The organism is Streptomyces sp. NBC_00654, assembly GCF_026341775.1.
In the GTDB taxonomy this organism is placed as follows: domain Bacteria; phylum Actinomycetota; class Actinomycetes; order Streptomycetales; family Streptomycetaceae; genus Streptomyces.
The window spans coordinates 563,000-587,131 of sequence record NZ_JAPEOB010000001.1 but is presented as its reverse complement, the minus strand read 5'-3'; the positions used below and the strand labels follow the sequence as shown (position 1 = coordinate 587,131).

General features: G+C 72.1%; 21 protein-coding genes. 4 read left to right on the top strand and 17 right to left on the bottom strand.

What is annotated here, in order from left to right:
- The first annotated feature begins 142 nt into the window (after positions 1-142).
- Positions 143-1,030: an SURF1 family protein gene (locus OHA98_RS02640; protein WP_266922477.1), complete on the top strand. Its 888-nt coding sequence runs from the start codon at positions 143-145 to the stop codon at positions 1,028-1,030.
- Between the two features lie 248 nt (positions 1,031-1,278).
- Here the strand turns inward: OHA98_RS02640 and OHA98_RS02635 are convergent, their stop codons facing one another.
- The 5 genes from OHA98_RS02635 to OHA98_RS02615 form a co-directional block, all read right to left on the bottom strand.
- Positions 1,279-2,352 (bottom strand): DUF917 domain-containing protein, encoded by a 1,074-nt coding sequence (locus tag OHA98_RS02635; RefSeq protein ID WP_266922476.1) that lies wholly within the window; start codon positions 2,350-2,352, stop codon positions 1,279-1,281.
- On the bottom strand, positions 2,345-3,946 hold the full coding sequence (locus OHA98_RS02630; protein WP_266922475.1) for a hydantoinase/oxoprolinase family protein: 1,602 nt from the start codon (positions 3,944-3,946) through the stop codon (positions 2,345-2,347). Before OHA98_RS02630 ends, OHA98_RS02635 begins: the two co-directional genes overlap by 8 nt.
- A 237-nt stretch (positions 3,947-4,183) precedes the next feature.
- The gene (locus OHA98_RS02625) at positions 4,184-5,716 is read right to left on the bottom strand and encodes a cytosine permease (RefSeq protein WP_266922474.1); all 1,533 of its coding nucleotides are present in this window, start codon (positions 5,714-5,716) and stop codon (positions 4,184-4,186) included.
- Positions 5,717-5,854: 138 nt separating this feature from the next.
- Positions 5,855-7,213, bottom strand: a complete 1,359-nt coding sequence (locus tag OHA98_RS02620) for a hydantoinase/oxoprolinase family protein (RefSeq protein ID WP_323179596.1) — start codon at positions 7,211-7,213, stop codon at positions 5,855-5,857.
- 16 nt (positions 7,214-7,229) lie between these two features.
- Positions 7,230-8,663, bottom strand: coding sequence for a DUF917 domain-containing protein (locus OHA98_RS02615; RefSeq protein ID WP_323179495.1), 1,434 nt, complete (start codon positions 8,661-8,663; stop codon positions 7,230-7,232).
- Between the two features lie 89 nt (positions 8,664-8,752).
- Here OHA98_RS02615 and OHA98_RS02610 point away from each other — a divergent pair, with 89 nt between their 5' ends.
- Positions 8,753-10,306, top strand: coding sequence for a PucR family transcriptional regulator (locus tag OHA98_RS02610; RefSeq protein ID WP_266922473.1), 1,554 nt, complete (start codon positions 8,753-8,755; stop codon positions 10,304-10,306).
- Positions 10,307-10,333: 27 nt separating this feature from the next.
- On the opposite strand, the gene OHA98_RS02605 is transcribed toward OHA98_RS02610, so the two are convergent.
- The 6 genes from OHA98_RS02605 to OHA98_RS02580 all read right to left on the bottom strand — a co-directional run bounded on the left by OHA98_RS02605 (position 10,334) and on the right by OHA98_RS02580 (position 16,738).
- Positions 10,334-11,626 carry a hypothetical protein gene (locus tag OHA98_RS02605; RefSeq protein ID WP_266922472.1) on the bottom strand — a complete coding sequence of 431 codons (1,293 nt, stop codon included), beginning with the start codon at positions 11,624-11,626 and terminating at the stop codon, positions 10,334-10,336.
- Positions 11,623-12,198, bottom strand: coding sequence for a SigE family RNA polymerase sigma factor (locus OHA98_RS02600; RefSeq protein ID WP_073719508.1), 576 nt, complete (start codon positions 12,196-12,198; stop codon positions 11,623-11,625). Before OHA98_RS02600 ends, OHA98_RS02605 begins: the two co-directional genes overlap by 4 nt.
- Before the next feature lie 359 nt (positions 12,199-12,557).
- Positions 12,558-13,622: an aspartate-semialdehyde dehydrogenase gene (locus OHA98_RS02595; RefSeq protein ID WP_266922471.1), complete on the bottom strand. Its 1,065-nt coding sequence runs from the start codon at positions 13,620-13,622 to the stop codon at positions 12,558-12,560.
- Positions 13,619-14,890: an aspartate kinase gene (locus OHA98_RS02590; RefSeq protein ID WP_266922470.1), complete on the bottom strand. Its 1,272-nt coding sequence runs from the start codon at positions 14,888-14,890 to the stop codon at positions 13,619-13,621. The genes OHA98_RS02595 and OHA98_RS02590 overlap by 4 nt, the downstream gene beginning before the upstream one ends.
- A 208-nt stretch (positions 14,891-15,098) precedes the next feature.
- A complete protein-coding gene (locus tag OHA98_RS02585) occupies positions 15,099-15,677 on the bottom strand; it encodes a Uma2 family endonuclease (protein WP_266922469.1) in 579 nt (192 codons plus the stop codon).
- Positions 15,678-15,727: 50 nt separating this feature from the next.
- Positions 15,728-16,738, bottom strand: a complete 1,011-nt coding sequence (locus tag OHA98_RS02580; RefSeq protein WP_266922468.1) for a hypothetical protein — start codon at positions 16,736-16,738, stop codon at positions 15,728-15,730.
- A 655-nt stretch (positions 16,739-17,393) separates the two neighbouring features.
- Between OHA98_RS02580 and OHA98_RS02575 the strand changes: the two genes are divergently transcribed.
- A complete protein-coding gene (locus OHA98_RS02575) occupies positions 17,394-17,768 on the top strand; it encodes a PaaI family thioesterase (protein ID WP_266927663.1) in 375 nt (124 codons plus the stop codon).
- A gap of 76 nt (positions 17,769-17,844) precedes the next feature.
- On the opposite strand, the gene OHA98_RS02570 is transcribed toward OHA98_RS02575, so the two are convergent.
- From OHA98_RS02570 to OHA98_RS02560, 3 genes are all read right to left on the bottom strand, one after another.
- Complete coding sequence (locus tag OHA98_RS02570) at positions 17,845-18,504, bottom strand: DUF5063 domain-containing protein (RefSeq protein ID WP_266922467.1); 660 nt, start codon at positions 18,502-18,504, stop codon at positions 17,845-17,847.
- A gap of 65 nt (positions 18,505-18,569) precedes the next feature.
- Positions 18,570-19,169, bottom strand: coding sequence for a recombination mediator RecR (recR, locus tag OHA98_RS02565; RefSeq protein ID WP_266922466.1), 600 nt, complete (start codon positions 19,167-19,169; stop codon positions 18,570-18,572).
- A 66-nt stretch (positions 19,170-19,235) separates the two neighbouring features.
- A complete protein-coding gene (locus tag OHA98_RS02560) occupies positions 19,236-19,571 on the bottom strand; it encodes a YbaB/EbfC family nucleoid-associated protein (RefSeq protein WP_266927662.1) in 336 nt (111 codons plus the stop codon).
- Positions 19,572-19,990: 419 nt separating this feature from the next.
- Between OHA98_RS02560 and OHA98_RS02555 the strand changes: the two genes are divergently transcribed.
- Positions 19,991-20,782, top strand: a complete 792-nt coding sequence (locus OHA98_RS02555) for an SLATT domain-containing protein (protein ID WP_266922465.1) — start codon at positions 19,991-19,993, stop codon at positions 20,780-20,782.
- A gap of 92 nt (positions 20,783-20,874) precedes the next feature.
- Here OHA98_RS02555 and OHA98_RS02550 read toward each other — a convergent pair whose 3' ends face one another.
- From OHA98_RS02550 to OHA98_RS02540, 3 genes are all read right to left on the bottom strand, one after another.
- Positions 20,875-21,525: a hypothetical protein gene (locus tag OHA98_RS02550; protein WP_266922464.1), complete on the bottom strand. Its 651-nt coding sequence runs from the start codon at positions 21,523-21,525 to the stop codon at positions 20,875-20,877.
- A 204-nt stretch (positions 21,526-21,729) separates the two neighbouring features.
- A complete protein-coding gene (locus OHA98_RS02545; protein ID WP_266922463.1) occupies positions 21,730-22,527 on the bottom strand; it encodes a GntR family transcriptional regulator in 798 nt (265 codons plus the stop codon).
- 110 nt (positions 22,528-22,637) lie between these two features.
- A complete protein-coding gene (locus tag OHA98_RS02540; RefSeq protein WP_266922462.1) occupies positions 22,638-24,011 on the bottom strand; it encodes an aspartate aminotransferase family protein in 1,374 nt (457 codons plus the stop codon).
- Positions 24,012-24,132: the final 121 nt, after the last annotated feature.

Sequence of the window (24,132 nt, the reverse complement as noted above, 5' to 3'; positions counted from 1 at the left end):
CCCGCGGCGGGCTCCGGGCGGTCCGGTCGGCGTGTGACGTCAACGTCGCGGCCGCCCGTCGCCGCCCCCGGGGACGCGTAAGGGACGGATAAATGGTGTACCCCGCTCCGGGCGGCCGGGGCGGGGACCGTACCGTGGAGGGGTGTACCGGTTCCTGCTGACCCCGCGATGGTGGGGGATCAACCTGTTCGTCGTGCTGGCCATCCCGTTCTGTGTGTTCATGGGCACCTGGCAGCTCGGCCGTTTCGAGGACCGCGTGCAGACGCACGAGCAGGCCGAGAAGCAGCCCGACCCCAGCACACGGACCGCCAAGCCGCTCGACTCGCTGCTGCCCGTCGACAAGGTGACGTCCGGCCGTCCAGCTGTCGCATCCGGTACGTACGCCGACCAGTTCCTGGTCCCCGGCCGCGAGTTGGACGACCGTAACGGCTTCTACGTCCTGAACATGCTGCGGACCGACAGCGGCAAGGCCCTGCCCGTCGTACGCGGCTGGCTGCCCGGCACCGCGGGACGCACCGCCGTTCCGGCCGCGCCCAAGGGCGAGGTCACCGTGACCGGTGACCTCCAGGCCTCCGAGAACATGAACAGCGACGGCGTCAACTCCGAGGGCGGGCTCCCCGACGGTCAGCTGGGCATCATCAGCGCCGCGTCGCTGGTGAACCTCGTCCCGTACGACGTGTACGACGCCTGGGTGACGCTCCCCGAGGCGGAGGCCGGCGGTACGGGCGGCGCGATGAAGCCGGTCCCCGCCGCCGCGCCGCAGGGCAGCGGGCTCGACCTGAAGGCCTTCCAGAACCTCGGTTACACAGGTGAGTGGTTCGTCTTCGCGGGCTTCGTGCTCTTCATGTGGTTCCGGCTCCTCCGGCGTGAGGCCGAGGCCGCCCGCGACCTGGAGCTCGGCCTCGTCCCCGAAGCCCCGGCGAACGAAAGCCCGGCCGACGGGAACCCGGCCGACGAGACCGTGGCCCACGGGAGCCCGGCGACCGAGACCCCCGCGCTCTCACGCGACGAGGACAAGGCCTCCGCCTGAACCCGGGCCCGGGGGGCCCGGACCACTGCCCGGACCACTGCCCGTGCCGCTGCGGCCGGAAGCCCTGCGCCCGGGAGCGCTGCGGCCGTGACCCCGGGCCCCGGCCCCAGAGTCCCAGCCCCGGGCCCGGGGCCCGGACCACCGCCGGTGCTGCTGTGACCGGGACGCTGTGACCGTGGCCCCGGGCCCCGGGCTGGATCGGGGGAACTCCCGGAAGTTCACGGTCACAGCGTTCCGGACCGTGGTGCTCAGGCCGTGCGGAAGGGCACGTAGTCGGTCTCGTACCCGAAGTAGCGCGGCCCCGCGAGTTCCAGGCCCCCGGGGCTGGTCCAGCGCGGGTCGCACGGTGCGGCCAGCACGCTGATGCGCAGCCCGTAACGCAGGCCCTCCGTGGTGACCGGATCACCGGAATCGGTGTCCAGCACGCAGATCAGGTCCGGGGTCGTGGCCACCGTCTCGCCGTCCCTGGTGGCGAGCAGGTGCTCGTTCTGGAAGTCCAGCTCCAGCGTCCGGCCCGCGTCCGTGCCGACGCCCTCGACGCGGGCCCGGCCGCGGGCGAAGCCGCCCTCGGTGCGCCGGCTGACGTCGATCACCTTGCCGGTCAGCAGGTGGGTGCCGGACAGCAGGTTCCGGGCCGCGGCCACCGGGTCGGTGTGTGCAGCGCGGGCCTCCCGTACGGCGGCGCCCAGGTCCTCGGCCAGTGTCAGGGTCGCCGGGACCAGGCCCGCCGCCAGCTGGTCGCCCCGCAGGACCGTGTCCGCGCTGGAGATCTGACAGCCGAGCTCGACGCAGACCGCGCGGGCGATGCGTTCGGCCGCGTGGTTGTCGACGGCTTCGACGATGATGCTGTTGCCCTTGTCGTCGGAGATCGCCATCGGGGTGTTGCGGACCCCGATCAGTCCGGGCAGCACCATCTGGGCCTCCGGGAACGCCCGTCCCATCGCGTCCCCGTCCACGATCGGCAGCCCCGCCTCGGCGGCGCAGGCGATCGGCAGCATGGAGTTGACCCCGCCGATCTCGATCGGGGCGATGTGCGTGGCGGGGCGCCCGATGTACTTCTCCAGGGCGCGCAGGGCGGCCAGCTCCTCGCCGCCGTTGGGCACCCGCTCCAGAAGGACGGTCGGCGCCCCCATGCCCGAGATCGGTACGACCGTGGCGTCGGGTGCCACCTCGTCGAAGTCGACGACGCGGACGGGTCCGTGCCTGCGGATGGCCTCGCGGGCGAGCAGCATGCCGATGTAGGGGTCGCCGCCCCCGCCCGTACCGAGGATCCCGGCGCCCCGGGCGATGTCTTCCAGGTTGTCCAGGGTGATCTCACGCATGTGCCGCTGCTCCGGTGGTGCGGGCCGTGCCGTTCACGGCGGTGTGTGCTGCCTCGGTGATACGGGTCAGGTCCAGATCGCCGACCGCCTTGACCCTGATCCGGGTGGCGCCGCCGGGCAGATAGGCGAGCGGCACCTCCTCCAGGTCGACGATGCGCACGGTGCCCTGCCGGGCCCCGGCGTCCAGGGCCCGGCCCTCGGCCTCCTCGCGGGCCTGGGCGAGTACCTGGTCCCGGCGGCCCTCGGGGACCTGGAAGACCCGGTCGACCTCGCCGCCCACCTGGGCGATGGCGGCGCCGACCGCGTTGGCCACGTCGAAGTGACCGGGCCTGCGCACATCGTCGAAGCCGGGCAGGGCCCCGGGCACCAGGATCGAGCCACCGCCGACCGCGACCACGGGCAGCGGGGCGGCGGAGGTGCGCATCCGGTCGACGGTCTCCGCGAGGCGCTGGGCGATCCGGTCCAGGGCGCGTTCGGCGAAGTCCCGGTCCAGGTGCGCGACCAGGGCGGCGTCGCCCACCTCGGCGCGGCCCGCGGCCACCGCGAGGTCCGTGGCCGTCAGTCTCGTACCGCCGAAGACCAGGGCCTCCTCGGTGAGCCGGTAGCCGACCGATCGGGGCCCGGTCTCGCCGTCCTCCGATACGTGGGACCCGCCGCCGATGCCGAGGGAGAGCACGTCGGGGATACGGAAGTTGGTGCGGATTCCGGCTGCCTCGCTCTCACCCGCCGCCTCCCGGGGAAAGCCGCCGACGAGGATGCCGACGTCGGACGTCGTGCCGCCGACATCGACGACCGCGCAGTCCCCGAGCCCGGAGAGATGGGCGGCGCCTCGCATCGAGTTGGTGGGCCCCGAGGCGAAGGTGGCCACCGGGTACGTACGGGCGAAGTCGACGTCCATCAGGGTGCCGTCGTTCTGCGAGAGGAAGAACGGCGCGGTGATGGACACCTCGGCGAGCGCCTTGCCGAACGACTCCACGATGACGGTGGCCAGGTCGCGCAGCCCGGCGTTGATGATCGTCGCGTTCTCGCGGGCCAGCAGCCCGATGCGGCCCAGTTCGTGGCTGAGCGAGAAGTGCACGCCGTCGCCGAGTTCGCCGGCGAGTATCTGTGCGGCCCGCCGCTCGTCCTCCTCGGCGACGGGCGAGAAGACGGACGAGATCGCCACGGAGGTGATGCCGCGCGCGGCGATGTCGGCGGCGGTCCGCCGCAGTTCCTCGGGATCGAGGGGAGAGAGCGGCCGGCCGTCGAACTCGCGCCCGCCGTGGCACAGATAGCCGTGACCGCCCACGGCCTGCCGCTGCCGCTCGGGCCAGTCGACCATCGGCGGCAGCGCGGCGGTCGCGGGCAGTCCGAGCCGTACCGCGGCGACGGGTGCCAGCCGGGCGCCCTCGATGAGCGCGTTCAGGAAGTGCGTCGTGCCGATCATCACCGCGGTGATGGCCTCGATGGGCGGATTCAGGGCACGGATCGCCGCGGTCACACCGGAGGTGATGTCGGACGTCGTGGGGGACTTGGCGGCGGCGATGACCCGGCCGTCGTCCCTGAGGAGGGCGGCGTCGGTGTTGGTACCTCCGACGTCGATACCGATACGCATGGGGAGTGTCCGTCTCTCGAGTTCGTACGCGGGTGGCTCGTAAGGGAGTTGGCTCGTACGGGGGTGCCTCGTACGGGGGTTGGCTCGTACGGGAGGGGTGGGGTGAGGTTCAGGTCTGTGTGGGTGGTTCCCGGTTGTCCGGGGGTCCCGGGGCTGTGTGGGTGGTTTCCGGTCGCACAGCCCCGCCCGCTCGTACGGGGCTCAGGGGATGTACGGGGCTCAGGCGCCGTACGCGGCTCAGGGGGTCGGCTGCGCCGCCGCGCCCGTCGCCGCCCTTGCCCTCGCCTTCGCCTTCGCCTCGGCCTCTGCCCTCGCCTCGGCCTCGATCTCCACTGCGGCGGCGGGCCGGTCGGGCTGGGTGAAGGGCAGTTCGCGGGCGGCGCGCACCAGCCCGAGCCTGCCGAGAACGACGTAGCCGACTCCCGCCAGCAACAGGGAGTTCAGGGCCGGGATGCCGCCGACCTGGTAGTGGTCGCCGAGCCAGCCGACGAGGGAGGCGACCGCCCACAGGGCCATGGTGGCCGGCACCCAGCTCGGCTCGGTCTCCGGGAGCCGGCCGAGGGCCCGCGAGGCATCGAGCTGCGGGCGCCAGCGCTTCACGATGAAGTACTCGGCGACCATGATCCCGGCGACGGGCGGGGTGAGGACACCGAGGATCGTGAGGAAGTCCGTGAACCTCTCCAGGATTCCGGCGGCGGCGGCGAGCGAGCCGAGCACCCCGATGACGACCGTCGTGCCCACCCGGCCGAGGCGGATCTTGAAGAGCGACTCCACCGCGCTGACCAGGCCCAACGTGGACGAGTACAGGTTCCAGTTGTTGATCTTCACGGTGGCGGAGACCAGGACGATCACGCCCACCACTCCGGAGGACGCGGTGATGATCGCGATCAGGTCGGAGGACTTGACCGCGTAGGCGAGCAGCACACCCGCGAGACCGAGGACGTATTCACCGAGCGAGATGCCGATGACGGTCTGCTTGACGACGTCGCCGGTGTTGCGGTTGAAGCGGGTCATGTCGGGGGTGGTGACGGCGCCGACGATGTACGAACCCGCCACGATCGTGGCGCCTGTGGCGATGGAGATACCCGCGCCGAACGGCTGTGCGGAGATCAGGTCCCCGAAGGAATGCCGGGATATCTCGACGCTCATCGCCCAGCCGGCCAGGCCGAGGAAGGCCGGAACGGTCACGAAGGCCGTCCAGCCCATGGCCCGGAATCCGCGCAGGACGAGGGCGGTGACGGCCAGGCCGCAGATCAGGCACCAGGCCCAGAGGGCGACCGAGGGCACCAGGGAGTGCAGCCCGGCGGCGAAGACAGCGGTCTGCACGCCGAACCAGCCGAACAGGCTGACCGCGATGACCAGACCGATGAGCGTGGAACCGTAACGGCCGAATCCGGTCCAGCGGACCAGCATCGACGTCGACAGTCCCTCCCGCATTCCGGCGATGCCCACGAAGATGCAGACGATCTCCAGGATCACCGAGCCCAGGGTGAACGCCCAGAAGGCACCCCAGAACGAGAGGCCGGCGCCGAGCGTGGCGCCGAGCAGGAACTGGGTGAGGTCGGAGAGCTGGCCGAACCGCTGCACAGCCACGTTGAACCACGAGTAGCGGGCCGCCTTGGGGACCCGCTCCAGTGGGTAGTCCTCGTCGGTCCCGCCGGGAACGTCGGCTGCTTCACGGAGGCCTGGAGCGCCCGGTGTGCCGGGCGCTGCTGGTGTGCCGGACGCTCCTGGTGTGCCGGGCGGGGTGGCGGCTTGCGAGTGGGTCATGGGGACGTCCTTGAGGAGTGAGCGGGCACGGCGGGGAGAGGCAGCGCGGCGGCGGGCTGCCCGAACGGGAGGGCGGAGGTGGGGGCGAGGCGCGGTGAGGGGCGGTGAGCGAAGGGGGCTGTGTGGTCCGGGTCCCGGTTACAGCGGTAGCGGTGGTCCCGCCGCCCTCGCCCGGAGCAGGGTGGCACCCGGGAGGTACGGGACCGAGATGTCCGGTTCCAGCGCGGTACGGACCCGGCGGGGATCTGCCCCGGCCCGAACGGCGGAGGCGCGCGCCAGTTCCCGTACCTCGTCGCGGGCCGCCGCGAGGCGGGCGGGGAAGCCGGGGCCGGGTGGCACGACGCGTTCGTGGTGTCCGCCGACCGGGCTGGCGGCTGCCCCGAACGCGCCTGCCACACCACCGTGTTCGGGGCGTACGACGTCGAACCCGGCCAGCGCGGTGGCCGGTACCGTACTCGCGCCGCCGCCCACCAGAAGTACGGGGAGGCGCCCCGCCGCGGGCTGCATCCGGTCCACCGCCTCGGCGAGTTCACGGTGTGCGGCGATACGGGCCGGCGAAAGCGGTCCGGGGTCCGGCCCCGCCCCCGGCTCCGGGGGCAGGCCCTGTCGCGGCGCGCCCGCCGGTGGCAGGCCGACGGTCAGCAGATCGGGAATCCGGATGCTGACCGGCACCCCTCCGATGCGCTCCCCGGCGCCCGCCTCGCGCGGATAGCCGCCGGTCAGCACACCGACGCGCGCCCGCCTGCCGCCGATGTCGGCGACCACCGCCTCGCTCACCCCCGCCAGCAGTCCGGCGCCGCGAAGGGTGCAGGCAGGACCGCTGCCCAGGCTCAGCCCCGGATAGCGGCGCAGATAGTCCAGGCTCATCAGCGTGCCGTCGTGCCGGGTGACCAGGACCGAGGCGCCGGGGGCCAGTCCCAGCAGGGGCAGCGCGGCGGTCAGTTCGTCGGCGATACGGACCACGAGGTCGCGCAGCGCGGCGTACAGGACGGTGGCGTTCTCCCTTTCGAGGAGGCCGAGGGTGCCGACCTCGCCGGAGAGCAGGACCGGTACGGAGGGGCCCGCCTCGGCCTGGAGGATCTCGGCGGCCTCCCGCTCCTGGCCGGCGTCGGCCGGTGAGAAGATCCCGCACACCGCGAACGCCTCGGCACGACCGGCGAGCCGGGCACCGAACCGGGCCACCGCCTCCCGGTCGAGGGGCATGCCACCGTGCGGGCCGAGGACGCTGCCGCCGTCCACGTTGGCGTACCCGGCGCAGACGGCGTCCCGCAGGTCCGACGGCCAGCCGAAGAGCGGACGCACCGAGTCCGCCGCGGCTCCCCCGATGCGCAGCACGCCCACCTTGGCCAGCCCTCGCCGCTCGTTCACGGCACGCGCGGCCGCCCTGAGCCCGACGGCGAGCTGAACCGCCCGCCCGCGCGGCCCGGCGGGCAGCGCGGACACCGCGGCGATGATCGAGGCCACGGCGTCGTCGGGCACGGACGGCACCTTGGCCACGCCCACGGCGACGAGGTCACGGCCGGCGCCCGTGCTGTCGTCGCCCGTGCTGTGGTTGCCTGCGCTGCCGTTGCGCGTACCCGAGCCGACATTGCCCGAGCCGACACTCCCCGCTCCGACACCGCCCGAGCCGACACCCCCCGTGCCGACACCCCCCGTCCTCGCGCGTTCGTCGAGCAGGACGGCATCGGTGCTGGTGGGGCCGACATCCACGCCGACGATCACGTGAGCCCCCGGAGGCGGTGCCGGTCCGGTCCCCGTCACGGTCCAGGCCCGCCAGGCCGAAGACGGCGGGACCGGCCAGGGTGAGGCCCTGTGGGGTGTACCAGGCGGGATCGGAGCGCAGGGTGAGGAGTTGGACGCGGAGCCCGTAGCGTACCGACTCGACCTGGACCGTCTCACCGGTCCGCAGATCGAGCAGGCAGATCACATCGGGCACCAGCGCGAGCGGCCTGCCGTCCTCCACCGCCGCGACGAACTCGCTGCGTCCCTCGACCAGGACGAGCCGACCCGCGTCGGGCCCCATGCCTTCGAGCAGCACGCCCGTCGCCTCGCCGCCGTCGCCCTGTGGGGAACGCCGGACGGAGGACACCTTGCCGGTGAACCCGGGGCCGAGGTCGTAGGCAGAGCCGGAGTCGTAGGCAGGGCCGAGGTCGTGGGCAGGGCCGAGGTCGCCGCTCAGGCCTGACTCACGGCCGGTGCCGCCGACGCCGGTGCCGGTACTGATACTGGTGCCGGTACTGATACCGATACCGATACCGATACCAATACCGGTGCCGGAGTCGCCGTGGCCCCGCGTCCGCGCGGTCCGGCGTCCGAGGCGCAGGGCCCGGGTGACCGAGCCGGCGACCGCGTGTGCCGCGGCCTGTGCCGCCGTGAGCGGGTAGTCGCTGGAGACCACCCGGCCTCCGAAGGCGTCCACCGTGGCGCGGCCCAGGAGTTCGAGATGGGCACCGTCGATGTGGTCGAGGATCACCGTGCGGCCCCATTCGTCCGCGAGCACGGCGGGGCCGGGGCTCATCCCGGCGAGTTCGAGGACGTTCTGGTCCATCCGGGGGAACGCCCGGCCCATGGAGTCGGCGTCCAGCAGCGGAAGGCCCAGCCGGGCCGCCCAGGCCAGCGCGAGGCAGCCGTTCAGGCCGCCGATCTCCCCGCTCATGACGGCCTCGACGGGCCGTCCGTGCTGCTCCTCGACCCTGGCGCGCAGCCGCGCGGGTTCGGCGCGGCTGCCGATCCGTTCGCCGGCGACGACGGGTGAGCCGATCTCGCTGACCGGCATGATCAGGGCGTCCCCGGGGAGCCGGTCCGGGGCGATCACCGGCACGGGCCCGCACTCCTCGATCGCCTGCGCGGCGACAGCACGGGCGGGGGCGACGGGGCCGCCGCCTCCCGAGCCGAGGACGGCACAGCCCCGCGCGAAGTCGGCGAGCGCTCCGGCGTCGATGTGCATACCTCTCAGCGTACGAAGGCTCCGGGCGCATCCCATGGGCCACGCGCCCACGGTTGCCGTGCCCGCTGTGCCTCCAGCACACTTCAGGAGTGCCGAACCTCGCCGACCTGCTCACCGCGCCCGGCCTCGAATCGGTCCGCCCCCTGGCCGGGCCGCTGGACGCCGTCGCGGTGGCCGGGGTCCGCCTCGTACCGGCCCGGGACCGGATCGTGGAGGTCCCGCCGGGTACGGTCGCCGTCCTCCTCGCCCCCGTGCCGGGCCTGCTCCTGGACGTGGCGGTACGGGACGCGGCGGCGGCCGGAGCGGCGGCGCTCGTCCTGACCGGGCCGGACGACGCCCCGCTCTCCACCACCGTGCGGGTCCTCGCCGAGCGGGGCGGGGTGGCCGTGCTGCACGCCGAGGGCGATCTCGCCGCCCTCGTCATCGCGGTGCACCGTGCCGCCGCGGGCGACCCGTCCGACGCGCTGGCCCGGATCGAGGCCGCCGCGCGCCGGCTCCCCCCGATGGCGGGCGATCCGGACCGGGTGGCCGCGACGGCCGGACAGGTGCTGGGCCGACCGGTGGAGCGCCGGGCTCCGGGGCCGGACGAGGAGGGCGCGGCAGCGGCGGGAGCGGACGGCGAGGTGCGGCTCGCCTCGGCCGCCCGGCCGGGTCACGCGGGTACGGCCGTCCGCGCCGTGCTGGCGCTGGCGGCGCTCGCCGCCACCGGCGGGGCCACGGGCGACGTACCCGTACGCTCGCGCGGGCAGCTCCTCGCCGAGCTGCTGACCGCGCCCCGCGACCGGGCGGTACCGCTGGCGGCCCGAGGGCGGGCGCTCGGCCTCCCGGTGGATTCCTGGCACATCGCGCTGCGCCTGGTGCCCGTGGCGCTCGACGGCACGGAGCGCTACCGGGTCCTGGAGAACGTCGCACCGGAAGCTCTGAACCTGCTGCGCACCGTCCTCCCGTACGCCGCGCCCCCGGCCGCGCCCGCGCCCCTGCCCGCGCCCGCGCCCCTGCCCGCGCACGCCTCCCCGCCCCCGCCGGTATCCGCCGCCCCGCCCGGATCCGCGCCCGCGCCCGGCGTCCAGTGGAACGCCACGGTCGTCGACGACGCCCTCACCCTGCTCTGCACCCTGCCCGCCGATCCCGGCCCGGACGGTCACCGCCAGGTGCTCGGCGCGACCCGGCGGGCCGTGGAGCGTCTGCGCCGTCTGCACCCCGACGCCGACCTGCGCTGCGGCGTGGGCGTCCCGCACCGCGGCCCCCTGGGGATCAGGTCGTCCGCCCGTGAGGCGCGCGCCGCGCTGCCGCGGGCCGGGGGCGAACCGGTGGCCGCGCACGACGCCGCGGGCGTGGACCGGATGCTGCTGGAGTGGTACGCCTCCGAGGCCGCACGCGAGGCGGTCGGTGAGCTGCTGGCCCCCGTCATGGCCCTGGGCCCCGAGCGCGCCGAACCCCTCCTGCGCACCCTCCAGGCCTACCTGGACCACAACAACTCACCGGCCCGCGCCGCCGAGGTCCTCCATCTGCACCGCAACGCGGTGGGCGCCCGGATCCGCAGGTTCACCGAGCTGACCGGCGCCGATCTCACCGACCCGGAACAGCGCATCGCCCTTCAGCTGGCCTGCCGCGCGGGGCTCGCCCCAACACCACCGCCCTGAGCCCCCGCACCTCCGGCAGGCCCGCACCTACGACGCGGTGAGCACGCCCGTCCGGTAGATGGTGCCCGCGCAGGCGTTCTGGATCTTCGTCTCGGCGGTCGGTGCGCCCGATTCCGGGGTGTGCGTCACGGCCACGCTGCCGTCCGCCGTGCTGCCCCCTTCGCCGCTCGCGAACTGCGCCTCCGGCCCCTCGGCCGAGGGGACCTCGCCGGTCGAGCCCCCGGCGCCGTCCGGCGGGGTCGGGCTGGGGCTGGCACCGGTGGTCGGACAGGTGTCCGTCGGCACCCAGGCGAACTGCACCTCGTACGCCATGGACGGCTTCAGCAGCACCGTTCCCGGCTCCTGCGAGGGGTCGGGGAGAGCGCTCGCCGCGTCCCCCGCCGTGTGCTGGACGACATCGATCTTGTGCTCGTCGGCCGCGCCCATGGCGGTGAACCCCACCGTGCCGTCGCTGCTCACCGAGCAGTCCTTGCCGGACACGTTGGCGATCTTGAAGCTGCCGTACACCGTGCCGTCGGCACCCGCCGCGCCCGTTCCGGCCGAGGCGACGCCGAGCTGGCCGGGGTCGCAGGCCGGCATGGCCGCGACCTCGGAGCGGGGTGCGTCGGCGGTGCCGCCGGTCTCGGAACCCTCGGCGTCCTCGCCACCGCTCGCCGAGGGCGAACCGGAGGCGTCGGGCAGGCCCTTGCCGCCCTCGTTCTCCCGCTCGGAGGACCCGGAGGGCAGGTCGTTGCCCGCCTCGGCACCGGTCTCGGTGCCGTTGCCGCCATGGGCCTGCTCGCCGTGTCCGGCGATGGCGGGCCGGGCGGCGGAGGAGCCGTCCGAATTCGCGACGTGGACGAAGGCGGGGATGGCGGTGCCGATGAGCAGGGCCGCCGCGGCCGCCCCGACGACGGCCTGCCGCCGCTTGGTGCGCCGGGCGGGAACCGCGCGGCGCAGATGGTCCAGGGTGCCCTCGGCGGGTTCGAGGTCGTGCACCGCTCCGCGCAGCATGCGGCGCAGCGCCACCTCGTCCAGTTCGCCGCCGCCCGCGCCACCGTGACCGCCACCGCCGCCGGGCGCCCGGCCCGCGAAGAGGTCGGTCAGCGTGCCCGGGAGGCCGGCGTCCGCGGACTCACCGTCCGCGTCCGGCGAGGCACTGCTCCCCGGTGTGTCCGCCTGGGCGCTCCCCGGAGCGTCGTCCCGGGCGGTCTCCGGCGTGTTGTCCCGGGCACCGCCCCGGCTGTCGTCCTGCGCGCTGCCCGGGGTGTTCTCCGGCCCGTGGTTCACAATTCCGTTTCCAGTCCGGTCATTCTCTTGCCTGCCCTCGGGCCCGCTCATGCCTGCGCCTCCATCACGACGCGCAGGGCCGCGATACCGCGCGAGCCGTACGCCTTGACCGAGCCCAGCGAAACCCCCAGCGTCTCCGCGACCTGCGCCTCCGTCATGTCCGCGAAGTAGCGCAGCACCAGCACCTCACGCTGGCGCCGTTGCAGCCCCTTCATGGCCTTGATCAGCGCGTCCCGCTCCAGCTGGTCGTACGCGCCCTCCTCGGCGCTCGCCATGTCCGGCATGGGCTTGGAGAGCAGCTTCAGCCCGAGGATGCGGCGGCGCAGCGCGGAGCGGGAGAGGTTGACGACGGTCTGCCGGAGGTACGCGAGCGTCTTCTCCGGTTCCCGTACCCGGTTGCGCGCGGAGTGCACGCGGATGAACGCCTCCTGCACCACGTCCTCACAGGACGCGGTGTCGTCCAGCAGCAGGGCGGCGAGGCCGAGCAGCGAACGGTAGTGGGCGCGATAGGTCTCGGTCAGATGGTCGACCGTGGTTCCCGCTGCCACCGTCTCCTCAGCGCCCTCGCGCTGCGACGGCAGCCGCGCCGGGCGCGCAGCGGGCATGGGCGCGATCACCGGCATGCCGCCGGGCGCGCGGGGCCGCCGGAACGGACGTACCGAAGCACCCCGCAACGGGCCCACCACTGTGATATCGAGAACCTCTGCCACGCCAGTTGGACACGCTGCCCCCCATCAGGGTTGTACGCGTACGGCACCGCGTTCAGCGCTGTGCGATATGCCCTCATGCGTACCTGCTCTTCCCCAAATGCCCCAAAATTGCGCCCCGCCGCGCAAGAAGTGACGGCATAGACGCTGCCCGACCGACATGCGGTTGCAGGTGGCCGGGAGATCATCGTCGGATATGACAACGCCCCAGCTCAAGGGGTTCAGACCAGCGAATTCTGCAACGGGTGTTCACAGATCCTACAAAACAGGTTCGATCAGCCCCGGGGGAATTCGGCGGCCACGGATTCTGCGATCTGAGCGACGTTCAAAGCGGCCCCTTTGCGCCGATTGTCGCCACAAATGAACATTTCGAGTGCGCGCGAATCGTCCATTGAGCGCCGCACCCGCCCGACCCAGGTCGGATCGGTTCCCACCACGTCGGAAGGCGTGGGGAAATCGCCGGAGGCCGGGCTGTCGAACAGCACCACGCCGGGGGCGGTCGCCAGGATCTCGTGCGCCCGGTCGACGGCGACCTCGCTCTCGAAGCGCGCATGGACGGACATCGAGTGCGTCGCGACGACGGGGACGTACACACAGGTCGCCGCGACCTTCAGATCCGGCAGGTCCAGGATCTTGCGGCACTCCTCGCGGATCGCCAGCTCCTCGGACGACCAGCCGTCCCCGGCATCGGTCCCGGCCCATGGCACGACGTTCAGGGCCACGGGTGCGGCGAAGGGGCTCCCGCCGTCGTCGCCGAGTGCCCGCCGTACGTCGCCGGGGTGCGTACCCAGCTCCGTACCGGCCACCAGCGACAGCTGTTCGCGCAGGGCGGCGACACCGTCACGGCCCGCGCCGCTCACCGCCTGGTACGAGGAGACGATCAGCTCCCGCAGCCCGAACTCGGCGTGCAGCGCGCCGACCGCGACGATCAGCGACAGCGTGGTGCAGTTCGGGGAGGCGACGATGCCGCGCGAGCGGAGCCGTACGGCGTGCGGGTTGATCTCGGGGACGACCAGCGGCACGTCGTCGTCCAGCCGGAAGGCCGCCGAGTCGTCGATGACCACGGCGCCCTTGGACGCGGCGAGCGGCCCCCACCGGGCGGACACCTCGTCCGGCACCAGGAACAGGGCCACGTCGACGCCGTCGAACACGTCCTCGCCGAGCGCGAGGACCTCGGTCTCCTCACCGCGTACGACCAGCTTGCGGCCGGCCGAACGCGGTGAGGCGATCAGCTTCACCTCGCCCCAGACATCCGCGTGCTGCGAAAGGATCTGGAGCATGACGCCACCGATCACCCCGGTCGCGCCGACGACCGCGAGCGAAGGGCGGCGGGCGGTCATCGTCCGGTGCCCCCGTACACGACGGCCTCGTCGGAGTCGCTGTCGAGGCCGAAGGCGGTGTGCACGGCGCGCACGGCCTCGTTGACGTCGTCGGCTCGGGTGACCACCGAGATACGGATCTCGGAGGTCGAGATCAGCTCGATGTTCACGCCCGCGTCGGACAGCGCCTCGAAGAAGCCTGCCGTGACGCCCGGGTTCGTCTTCATACCCGCGCCGACCAGGGAGATCTTGGCGATCTGGTCGTCGTAGCGCAGCGAGTCGAAGCCGATGGTGGCCTTGGTCCGCTCCAGGGCGTCGATGGCCTTGCGGCCCTCGGCCTTGGGAAGCGTGAAGGAGATGTCCGTCAGCCCCGTCGACGCGGCGGAGACGTTCTGCACCACCATGTCGATGTTCACTTCCGCGTTCGCGATGGCGCGGAAGATCGCGGCGGCCTCGCCCGGCTTGTCGGGGACGCCGACAACGGTGATCTTGGCCTCGGAGACGTCGTGGGCGACTCCGGAGATGATGGCGTGCTCCACCTGCTGGTCCCCTTGCGGCTCGTTGCTGACCCAGGTGCCGCGCAGTCCGGAGAAGGACGAGCGGACGTGGATCGGAATGTCGTATCGGCGTGCGTACTCCACACAGCGGTGCAGCAGCACCTTGGAGCCGGACGCGGCCAGCTCCAGCATGTCCTCGAAGGAGATCCAGTCGATCTTCCGGGCCTTCTTCACGACCCTCGGGTCGGCGGTGAAGACACCGTCCACATCGGTGTAGATCTCGCAGACCTCGGCATCCAGCGCGGCCGCGAGTGCGACGGCGGTGGTGTCGGATCCGCCCCGGCCCAGCGTGGTGATGTCCTTCTTGTCCTGGGACACACCCTGGAAACCGGCGACGATCGCGATATTGCCCTCGTCGAGCGCGGTACGAATCCGCCCCGGCGTGACATCGATGATCCGCGCTTTGTTGTGAACCGAGTCGGTGATGACACCGGCCTGACTGCCGGTGAACGACTGGGCCTCGTGGCCCAGGTTTTTGATCGCCATGGCCAGCAGGGCCATGGAGATCCGCTCTCCCGCGGTCAGCAGCATGTCGAATTCACGCCCGGCAGGAATCGGGGATACCTGCTCGGCGAGATCGATCAGCTCGTCCGTCGTGTCGCCCATCGCTGACACCACGACAACCACTTGGTTGCCGTTCTTCTTGGCATCGACGATTCGCTTGGCGACCCGCTTGATGCCCTCGGCATCGGCTACGGAGGAGCCTCCGTACTTCTGCACGACAAGGCCCACGTGCGCTCCTCGCTCAGTCCATTACTGCGGTCGGCTCAGTTTAACGAGCAGTCCGGAATCGCCCGCCTCATACCAGATGGTGAGATGTCCCGCCCGCCACATGATCCGGCGTGTCGTCCCGGACTGCTCGTACGGGGCTGTTGCCCGCCGATCGCCCCCGCACTCCCGTATGTGTCCCAGCCCACACACGGTGTCACCGGGGCGGCGGTCAGTCCGCGTAGTCCTTGAGCTTCTCGGTCTCCAGCGTGAAGCCCACCGGTTCGGGCAGCTCGACGACCGCGCCGAAGGGCCGGGTGGTGGAGGAGCGGTACGTCCCCTTCTCCGGCTCGGTGCACACGGTCACCGAGCACGCCTCACGGTCGATGAGCAGGTAGACCGGGATACCGGCCGCCGCATAACCATCGGGCTTCTCGACCCGGTCGCGCCGGTTGGTGTCGGAGTCGTGGGAGGTGACCTCGACCGCCATCAGTACGCCGGTGGGGTCCGCCCACTCCCCCGCCCCGGCGAAGTAGTCATCAGGGGCGAGTGCGCTGTCGGGCCGGGCCCGTCCCTTGCGGTACGCCTCGACCTTCAGCCCCTGTTCGGGGTAGAGCCAGAGCTCCGGCCGGTGCTGCATGCACTGCCTCTGGAGCCACTTGACGATCTCCGCGTGATTCCCGTCGGGCACGGGCTTTACCTGGACCTTTCCACTGATGAACTCAAGGCGCACGAACTCGGCAGCACGGCGGGCGAGCTCCTCGAACTCTTCGACGGACATCTGGGGCTGAGCGGTGGTCCTGGGGGTCATGGCGTCGCCTCCTTGACTCCATGGTGCCCCGACCGGGATCTCCTGCACGCTCATCGGCGCGGCCTCGGCACCGTGACCGTCCCGCGCCCCGCGGCCGACCGCAGTTCGGCCACCCGGGCGGCGACGTCCAGCGGCTGACACGGCCGGGCCAGGAAGGTGTCCGGTACGTCGCCGGTCGCCCCGCTCGCCTCGTCGCGGTCGATGTCGGCGCGGCAGTCCCCGCAGACACCGTCGACCAGCGTGGTCGTGGTCTCGTCCTCGTCGCAGAAGGCGCACATCATCAGGGCGCCGAGAATCTCCTCACGGTGGCCGTTCTCGGTCCTCGCGGGCTGCGGGACAGGGGGCATCTTGTTCTCCAATCGGGTACGGAGGAAGGCCCCGGCGGAATGCACGGAGGCGGGCAGCCCCGCCACCAGGGCCCGGGTGATCTGCTCCCGGCCGAGCCCGCGCACGAACCACTCGTCGACCAGGTGTTCCAGCGCCACGCACTCGCCGTCGGACAGCTGGAGCCTCGGCTCCTGACCGCCGAGCGCGGCAAGCACGTCGTACGCCTCCGAGCGCGGGGCGGGTACACCGGGCTCGGGCTCGGGCGCCGACTCCGGCTGCCGCTGCGGCTGTTGCGACGGCCGGGGCTGCTGCGGCTGCGGCTGCTGCGCTCGGGGCCGCTCCCCCTCCACCGCGTCCGGGGCCGGTGGCTGGCCGGGGGCGTCGATGCCCCGGACGAACCGCACGTACCGCGCCCACCAGGCGGCGTCGCGGGCGGTGCGGGAGAAGTGCGTACGCGTCACCCAGCGCTTCCCGCCGTCGGCCACGGTGACATGGACCTTGATCCGCCGCAGGTGCCCGGCCCGGGTCAGCCGGTCCAGCGCGCTGCGGCAGGCCTGTTGGCCGTACTGCGGCAACTCCTCGGCCAGCACCTTGTAGCCGATGGCGGCGCCTTCGGGGAGCCGGTCGATGTACGCGGCGAGCGCGGCTTCCCGGGCGTCCAGATGGCCGAAGTCATCGGCGCCGCGCGGGGCTTCGTCGGGGACGTGACGCTTGCCATACCCGGCTTTCGCCATGGGATGGGCGGGCGCACGCAGGGCAGCACTAACATTGGCGTCAGCCATGTGGATCGAAGTCTCTTTTCGATCTGATACGGCCAGACCCCGGTTGGTGTTGGCGCACCGCTGGGGTCGTCCGTTTTTTCGGACTGTGGGTTGCTCGGCACGAATCTAGAGCGCACACACGCTGCGGCGCAAACCGATCACCGAATGTCACCCCTCGCCCTGCCGGCCGGCTCATCCGCGCAGGTCCGCACGGGACTTGGGAGGGTGGGTGGGTTCAACCTCCACCACCCGTTCCTACAGAAGAGAGCTCGGAGCCCGAGGTTCGGAACTCGGAGCTTGAGCCCCGGGACGACCTGCGGCAACAGCCTCGGAACGGCAGCGGGGAGGCGACAGGAAGGCGGCAAAAGGCGGGCCGTCACCACGCCCCCGGTGCCATGATGATCGCCGTTCGGCGGGTTCCCGCTCGTGGACCACCTGGTCCGCCGGTGGACCCGCCTCACCCGGTTCGAGCATCGTGATCCCTGCCGAAGGAGAGCCCGTGGAAGACCAGTCACAGCAGGAGCGGAAGCAGGAACTGGAACAGGGGCAGGAGCAGGAGCAGGAGCAGGAGCAGGCGAGTCCCGAGGTGCAGGCCCGTATCCGGGCCGGATTCGACCGCCACGGTCTGATGCACCACCTCGGCGCACGGATCTCGCGGATCGCGCCGGGGCGCGTGCACATCGTGCTTCCGAGCCGCCCCGAGGTCACCCAGCACAACGGTTTCATCCACGCGGGCGCCACCGGCGCGATCGCGGACACCGCCGGTGGCTTCGCGGCGGTCACCCTGTTCCCGGACAACGCGGAGGTGCTCACGGTCGAGTACAAGATCAACCTCCTCGCACCCGCCCTCGGCGACCACATCGAGGCGGTCGGAACCGTCCTGAAGCCCGGACGCACCCTGACCGTGTGCGGGCTGGAGGTGTTCGCCGTCCAGGACGGCCGGAGGAAACTGGTCGCCAACGGCCAGCAGACCCTGATCCGCGTGACCGTGCCCGGCCAATGAGCCCCCGACCGCCCCCGTCCCGTGCGACTTTCGCCGGGACGACACCGGGGAAGGACGCCCGAAGGGATCGCGCCCGCTACTTCACCGGCCGCAGCCCCAGCGGTCCCGCGATCTCCTGCACCATCACGCGGCCCGCCTCCTCCGCCAGGTCGTCCTCGCCCGGGTCCTGGTCGATGTCCAGGCCGTCCAGCTCTTCGAGGGGCTGGTTGAGGCGGATGTGGGCGATCAGGGACTGGAGGGCGCGCAGGGTGGCGGAGGCGGTGGAGCCCCAGTTGGAGAAGTACGAGAACTGCCACCACCACAGCGCCTCGGCGGTGCGGTCGGCCTCGTAGTGCGCCAGACCGTGGCCGAGGTCGGTGACCAGATCGGCCAGGTCGTCGGAGATGCGGTGCGGGACCGGGGCCTTGCGGGGCTCGTACGGGTCGAAGACCTCGGAGTAGACGTCGATCGGCTCCAGGAGGGCCGCGAAGCGCTCGCGCAGGCCGTCCGCGTCCGGCTCGGCGCCCAGGTCCGGCTCGTAGCGCTCGTCGGGCAGGACGTCCTCGTACGCTCCGAGGCGGCCGCCCGCCAGCAGCAGCTGGGAGACCTGGAGGAGCAGGACCGGAACGGCTTCCTCGGGCTCCTCGACCTTGGACACCTCCGTGACCGCGACGATGAACGTCTTGATCTGGTCCGCGATCTGGACGGCGAAGTCGTCCGGGTCCTGTGTGACGGAGTTCAGCGTGGCGTCAGACATCGAGGGGACCTCCCGTGGGCGCGGTCTCGAACGGTGAGTGGGGCCGGACGTGCACGGCGGCGGCATCAGACATCGAGCAGCCGCCTTCCTTCGAAGGCGCGGCCCAGGGTGACCTCGTCGGCGTACTCCAGGTCACCGCCCACGGGCAGGCCACTGGCCAGCCGGGTCACCCTGAGCCCCATCGGCTTGACCATCCGGGCCAGGTACGTGGCGGTGGCCTCGCCCTCCAGGTTGGGGTCGGTCGCCAGGATCAGCTCCGTGATGGAGCCGTCCGCGAGCCGGGCCAGCAGTTCCCGGATGCGCAGGTCGTCCGGGCCGACGCCCTCGATCGGGCTGATCGCGCCGCCCAGGACGTGGTAGCGCCCACGGAACTCGCGGGTCCGCTCGATCGCGACGACGTCCTTGGGCTCCTCGACCACACAGATGACCGTCTGGTCGCGGCGCGGGTCCCGGCAGATCCCGCACTGCTCCTGCTGGGCCACGTTCCCGCACACGGCGCAGAACCGGACCTTGTCCTTGACCTCCAGGAGGGCATGGGCGAGACGGCGTACGTCGGTGGGTTCGGCCTGCAGGACATGGAAGGCGATCCGCTGCGCGCTCTTGGGACCGACGCCGGGCAGCCTGCCCAGCTCGTCGATGAGGTCCTGAACAACGCCTTCGTACAACGGAACGCCTTTCCTCAATGCTGCTTCGTACCGTAGTGGGTACGGGTCGGTACCAGTAGGGCTCGGTCAGAAGGGCAGACCGGGCATGCCGCCCAGTCCCTGCGCCAGCGGGCCCAGCTTCTGCTGCTGGAGCGCCTGCGCGTTCTCGTTGGCCGCCTTCACCGCGGCGACCACGAGGTCGGCCAGGGTCTCGGTGTCCTCCGGGTCCACGGCCTTCGGGTCGATCACCAGGCCGCGGAGCTCACCGGCACCGGTCACGGTGGCCCTCACCAGGCCGCCGCCCGCCTGGCCGTCGACCTCGGTCCTGGCCAGTTCCTCCTGGGCCACGGCAAGGTCCTGCTGCATCTTCTGGGCCTGCTGGAGCAGCTGCTGCATATTCGGCTGACCACCACCGGGTATCACGGTCACTCCTGGCATTTCGACGACGAATGTTTCGGTAAGCCGAGCCTACGTGCTTGCCGGTCGCCACGCTCCACCCGCCGGGGACCAACTCTTTCGGGTGAGATTCCGACGGCCTCTCGCAGCCTCCTATACCTGATCACAGGCCGTGTGCAGGCGGGAATCCCGCGATTTCGACCCCACGGCCCACCATTCGGCGGTAGGAAGGGCACGCGCATCAGTACGCACACCGGCATCGCCGGTAACGCAGAGTTACCCGGGCGGGGCCGTCGGCCGCGCCGGCTGCCCCCGTCCCCGAGCCACGCCCGGGAAGCACGTCGAGTCAGTCGAGTCAGTCGCTCCGCCGAGTCCGTCGAGTCCGTCGCGTTCTTGGACAGAGTCCTTAAGCAGAGTCCTTAAGCAGAGTGCAGAGGAGTGCCCCGGTGAGTCAGCCGGAGATGCAGCCCGAGGGGCCGCCCCGCAAGGAGACCGACGCGGGATCCGGTGGAGGTACCGGAACTGGGCGGTCCGTTCCGGGTTCCGGTGCGGGGCCCCGCGACCTGACCGCCCGCGCCTTCCCGCTCGGCGACTGGGGCGATCCCGCCGAGCGTCTCGACGAGCTCTACCGCTGGGTCGAGTCCGGTGCCCTGCGCACCGCCGACTGGTATCTCCGCGACCGGGTCCGGAAGCGGCGCTGCGCCCGCGCGCTGCGGCTCGGCACCGCCGCCGGGGTGGTCGCGGGGGCGGCGCTGCCGCTGCTCGACCTCACGGGCGCGCTGGACGGGTCGGCCGGCTGGGGCTATATGTCGCTGCTGCTGGGCGCCGCCTGCATGTCCTGCGACCGGTACTTCGGTCTGACCTCCGGCTGGATAAGGGATTTCGCGACGGCTCAGGCCGTGCAGCGGCGCCTCCAGGTGCTCCAGTTCGACTGGGCCTCGGAGTGCGTGCGCGAGGTGCTCGGGCCGACCGAGGGCACGGCCAGCGAGGCCGCGGAGCGGTGCCTCGGGGTGCTGCGCCGGTTCTCGGAGGACATCACGGAGCTGGTCCGGTCGGAGACCGCGGACTGGATGGTGGAGTTCCGGGCCGGTCCCGCGCCCATGGGCATGCAGTCCCTGGTGACCGGCGGAGGCAACAGCCGTACGGAGCCGGCGCCGGGGGCGGGGCGGTTCTCGATGCCGTCGGTCGCCACCCGGCCGAACATGCCCCGGCAGCGACCCCCGGAGTCACCCCGCTGAGGGTGCGGTCTCCGAGAGGGCGGCCTCAGCGTGGGTGGCCCGTTCCTGACCGGGGCCGGGGACGGGCCCCGGTCAGGAACGGGCCCGTTCGGTCAGCTGAAGATGATCATCGACCCCTGCGCCAGGCTGCGCGTCACGGCCGCGTGCAGGCCCAGCCAGACGTGCCGCTCACGCGCGAACGGGCTCTCGTCGTACGGGATCGGGGCCGCCGGTTCCTCCAGCGAGGTCGGCCGGGCGGGCGGCTGCGGAGCGACCGGCGGGTTGGCCGGGTCTATGCCGATGGACGGAGCCACGAACTGCAGCTCCCGCAGCAGCCCGTGCGCCGAACCCAGCGGACCACCGCCCTCCAGGAGCTGGTCGTCGGCGAGCGGGTACAGGTAGTCCACCGGGACGTACGCCCCGGCGTGGTCGTAGTGCCAGACCAGGTGCGACTGCTGCGCGCTCTGCTCGAACATCTCCAGCAGTTGCTCGTAGTCCCCGCCCAGCGCGTCGACCGGAGTGACGGCGAGCCCGCTCAGCCGGAGGAGATACGCGCGGCGCAGCAAGTGCAGGGCGTCGTAGTCGAAGCCCGCGACGGGAGCGACGTCCCCGGTCAGGCCCGGCATATAGGCGTAGACGGGGACGGGTGGCAGCCCCGCGTCGCTCAGCGCCTTGTCGTAGATGGCGATCTCTTCGGCGAACGGGTTGTCGGGGCTGTGGCACAGCACATCGACGAGGGGGACCAGCCACAGGTCACAGGCCACGAAGTCTCGCTCTCCAACGGGTTCGGGCGGTCGTCGGGACAGCGTAATGCGACCCGTACGTCGCGCACAGTGCCCCTGCACGGACTGCGGCGGGGACGGAAGTGATGGTGGTGGGGGAAGGAAGTGGCAGGGGGCAGGCAGCCGTTGGCAAGGAGCCGGAGCCCCGGCCGAGCCGGGAGCCCGCCGAGCCGCGCGCCCCCGCCGTCAGTCCCGCGTCCCCCCGGAGGCGGGATCGGGGACGGGATCGGGAACAGAAGCCGGAACGGGATCGGGGACGAGATCGGGATCGGGATCGGGATCGGACGAGGCGGGGTCCGGGGCGCCGGCCCGGCTCTCCTCCTCCGCCAGCCGGTCCGCCCACGCCAGCGCGTGCAGGTAGTACGCCCGCATCGTCGCGTGGACCTGGTCGCGGTCGTCGCGCGCGATCGCCTCGACCAGTTCCTCGTGGCCGAACCACAGCCAGCTCCCGCTGTCCTCGTTGCCGCGCAGCCGGTGCACGGCGAACACCCACGCCTGGACGCGCAGCCTGCTGAGGAAGTCGGTGATGTACGGGTTCAGGACGAACGCCCCCAACTCCCGCCAGAACCGCAGGTCGTACCCGATCAGTACGTCGAGGTCGCCGCCCTTCGCCGCGCGTACCGCCTCCGCCGCGCGGCGCCGGATCGATGCCATCCCGTCGCCGCGTACGGCCACCTGGTCCCCGGGACTGCGGAAGATGCCCTCCACGACGAGGGAGCGCGCTTCCACCATGGCCCGGTAGTCGGCGACGGTGAACTCACGGACCTGGAAGCCGCGGTGCTGGTCGGATGCGAGCAGCCCCTGCGCGGAGAGGTCGAAGAGCGCTTCGCGGACGGGCGTCGCGGAAACGCCGTACTGCTCGGCGATCTGCTTGACCGTGAACTCCCGCCCCGGTGTCAGACGTCCCGCCAGTACCTCGTCACGCAGTGCGTCAGCGATCTGCTGACGCAACGTACTGCGGGTCACACCTCCGCTCGCACACATGACGCCCCCTCCCCTTTTCGCTCCGGTCACCTTAAGCCAGGCCGTTGTGCCCGGATCCGGGCAGGGCGGGCAGGAGGGGAGGGCGGGGAGGGGGCGTCGTGTGCGGTCGGCTACGCCGTGTGCTCGTCGGCGACCGCGAGGGCCGCGTCCAGGGCAGCGAGCCCTTCCTTGGCCTCGGCCTCGGTGACGTTGCAGGCGGGGACGGCGTGGGTGCGGTTCATGTTGATGAAGGGCCACAGGCCGTGCTTCTTGGCGGCGGCGCCGAAGGCCGCCATCGGCGCGTTGGCCTCGCCCGCGGCGTTGTACGGGACGAGGGGTTCGCGGGTCTCCTTGTTCCGGACCAGGTCCAGCGCCCAGAACGCGCCGAGGCCGCGGACCTCGCCGACCGAGGGGTGGCGCTCGGCCAGTTCGCGCAGGCCGGGGCCGAGGACCGTCTCACCGATGTGCGCGGCGTTCTCGATGACCTTCTCGTCCTCCATCACATGGATGGTGGCGACGGCGGCGGCGCAGGCCAGCGGGTGGCCGGAGTAGGTGAGGCCGCCCGGGTAGGGGCGGGTGTCGAAGGTGGCGGCGATCTCCGCGTTGATGGCGACGCCTCCGAGCGGTACGTAACCGGAGTTGACGCCCTTGGCGAAGGTCATCAGGTCCGGCACCACGTCGTAGTGGTCGGCGGCGAACCACTTGCCCGTACGGCCGAAGCCCGCCATGACCTCGTCGAGGACGAACACGATCCCGTACCGGTCGCAGATCTCGCGGACGCCCGCGAGGTAGCCGGGCGGCGGGGTCATGATCCCGGCCGTGCCGGGGATCGTCTCCAGGATGATCGCGGCGATGGTGGCCGGTCCCTCGAAGGCGAGGGTGTCCTCCAGGTGCTGGAGCGCGCGGGCGCACTCCTCGGCCTCGGTCCCGGCGTGGAACGGCGAGCGGTAGAGGAACGGGGCCCAGAAGCGGACGACGCCCGCGGAGCCGGTGTCGGAGGGCCAACGGCGCGGGTCGCCCGTGAGGTTGATCGCGGTGGAGGTGGCCCCGTGGTACGAGCGGTAGGCGGAGAGCACCTTCGTACGCCCAGTGTGCAGCCGGGCCATGCGGACGGCGTTCTCGACGGCCTCGGCACCGCCGTTGGTGAAGAAGATCTTGTCCAGGTCGCCGGGGGTGCGCTCGGCGATGAGGCGGGCGGCCTCGGAGCGCGCCTCGATGGCGAAGGCGGGCGCGAAGGTGGCGAGCTTGCCCGCCTGTTCCTGGATCGCGGCGACGACGGTCGGGTGCTGGTAACCGATGTTGGTGTAGACGAGGCCGCTGGTGAAGTCCAGGTAGCGGTTGCCGTCGTAGTCCCAGAAATACGCCCCCTCGGCGCCGGCGACGGCGAGCGGGTCGATCAGGCCCTGGGCGGACCAGGAGTGGAACACGTGCGCGCGGTCCGCGGCCTTCACGGCCGCACCGGCCGCGGAGTCGATGAACGGGACATGAGGGGCATGAGGGGTCATGCGGCGAGCGTAGGCGGCGGCAGGGGCGGCACTCCATGGCCACCTTGTATGGCATGGGGCGCGTGGTTCGGCAGGGTGTCGGGTTTCGCGAGAGGCCGCAGCTTTTGACAGCACCCTGTCG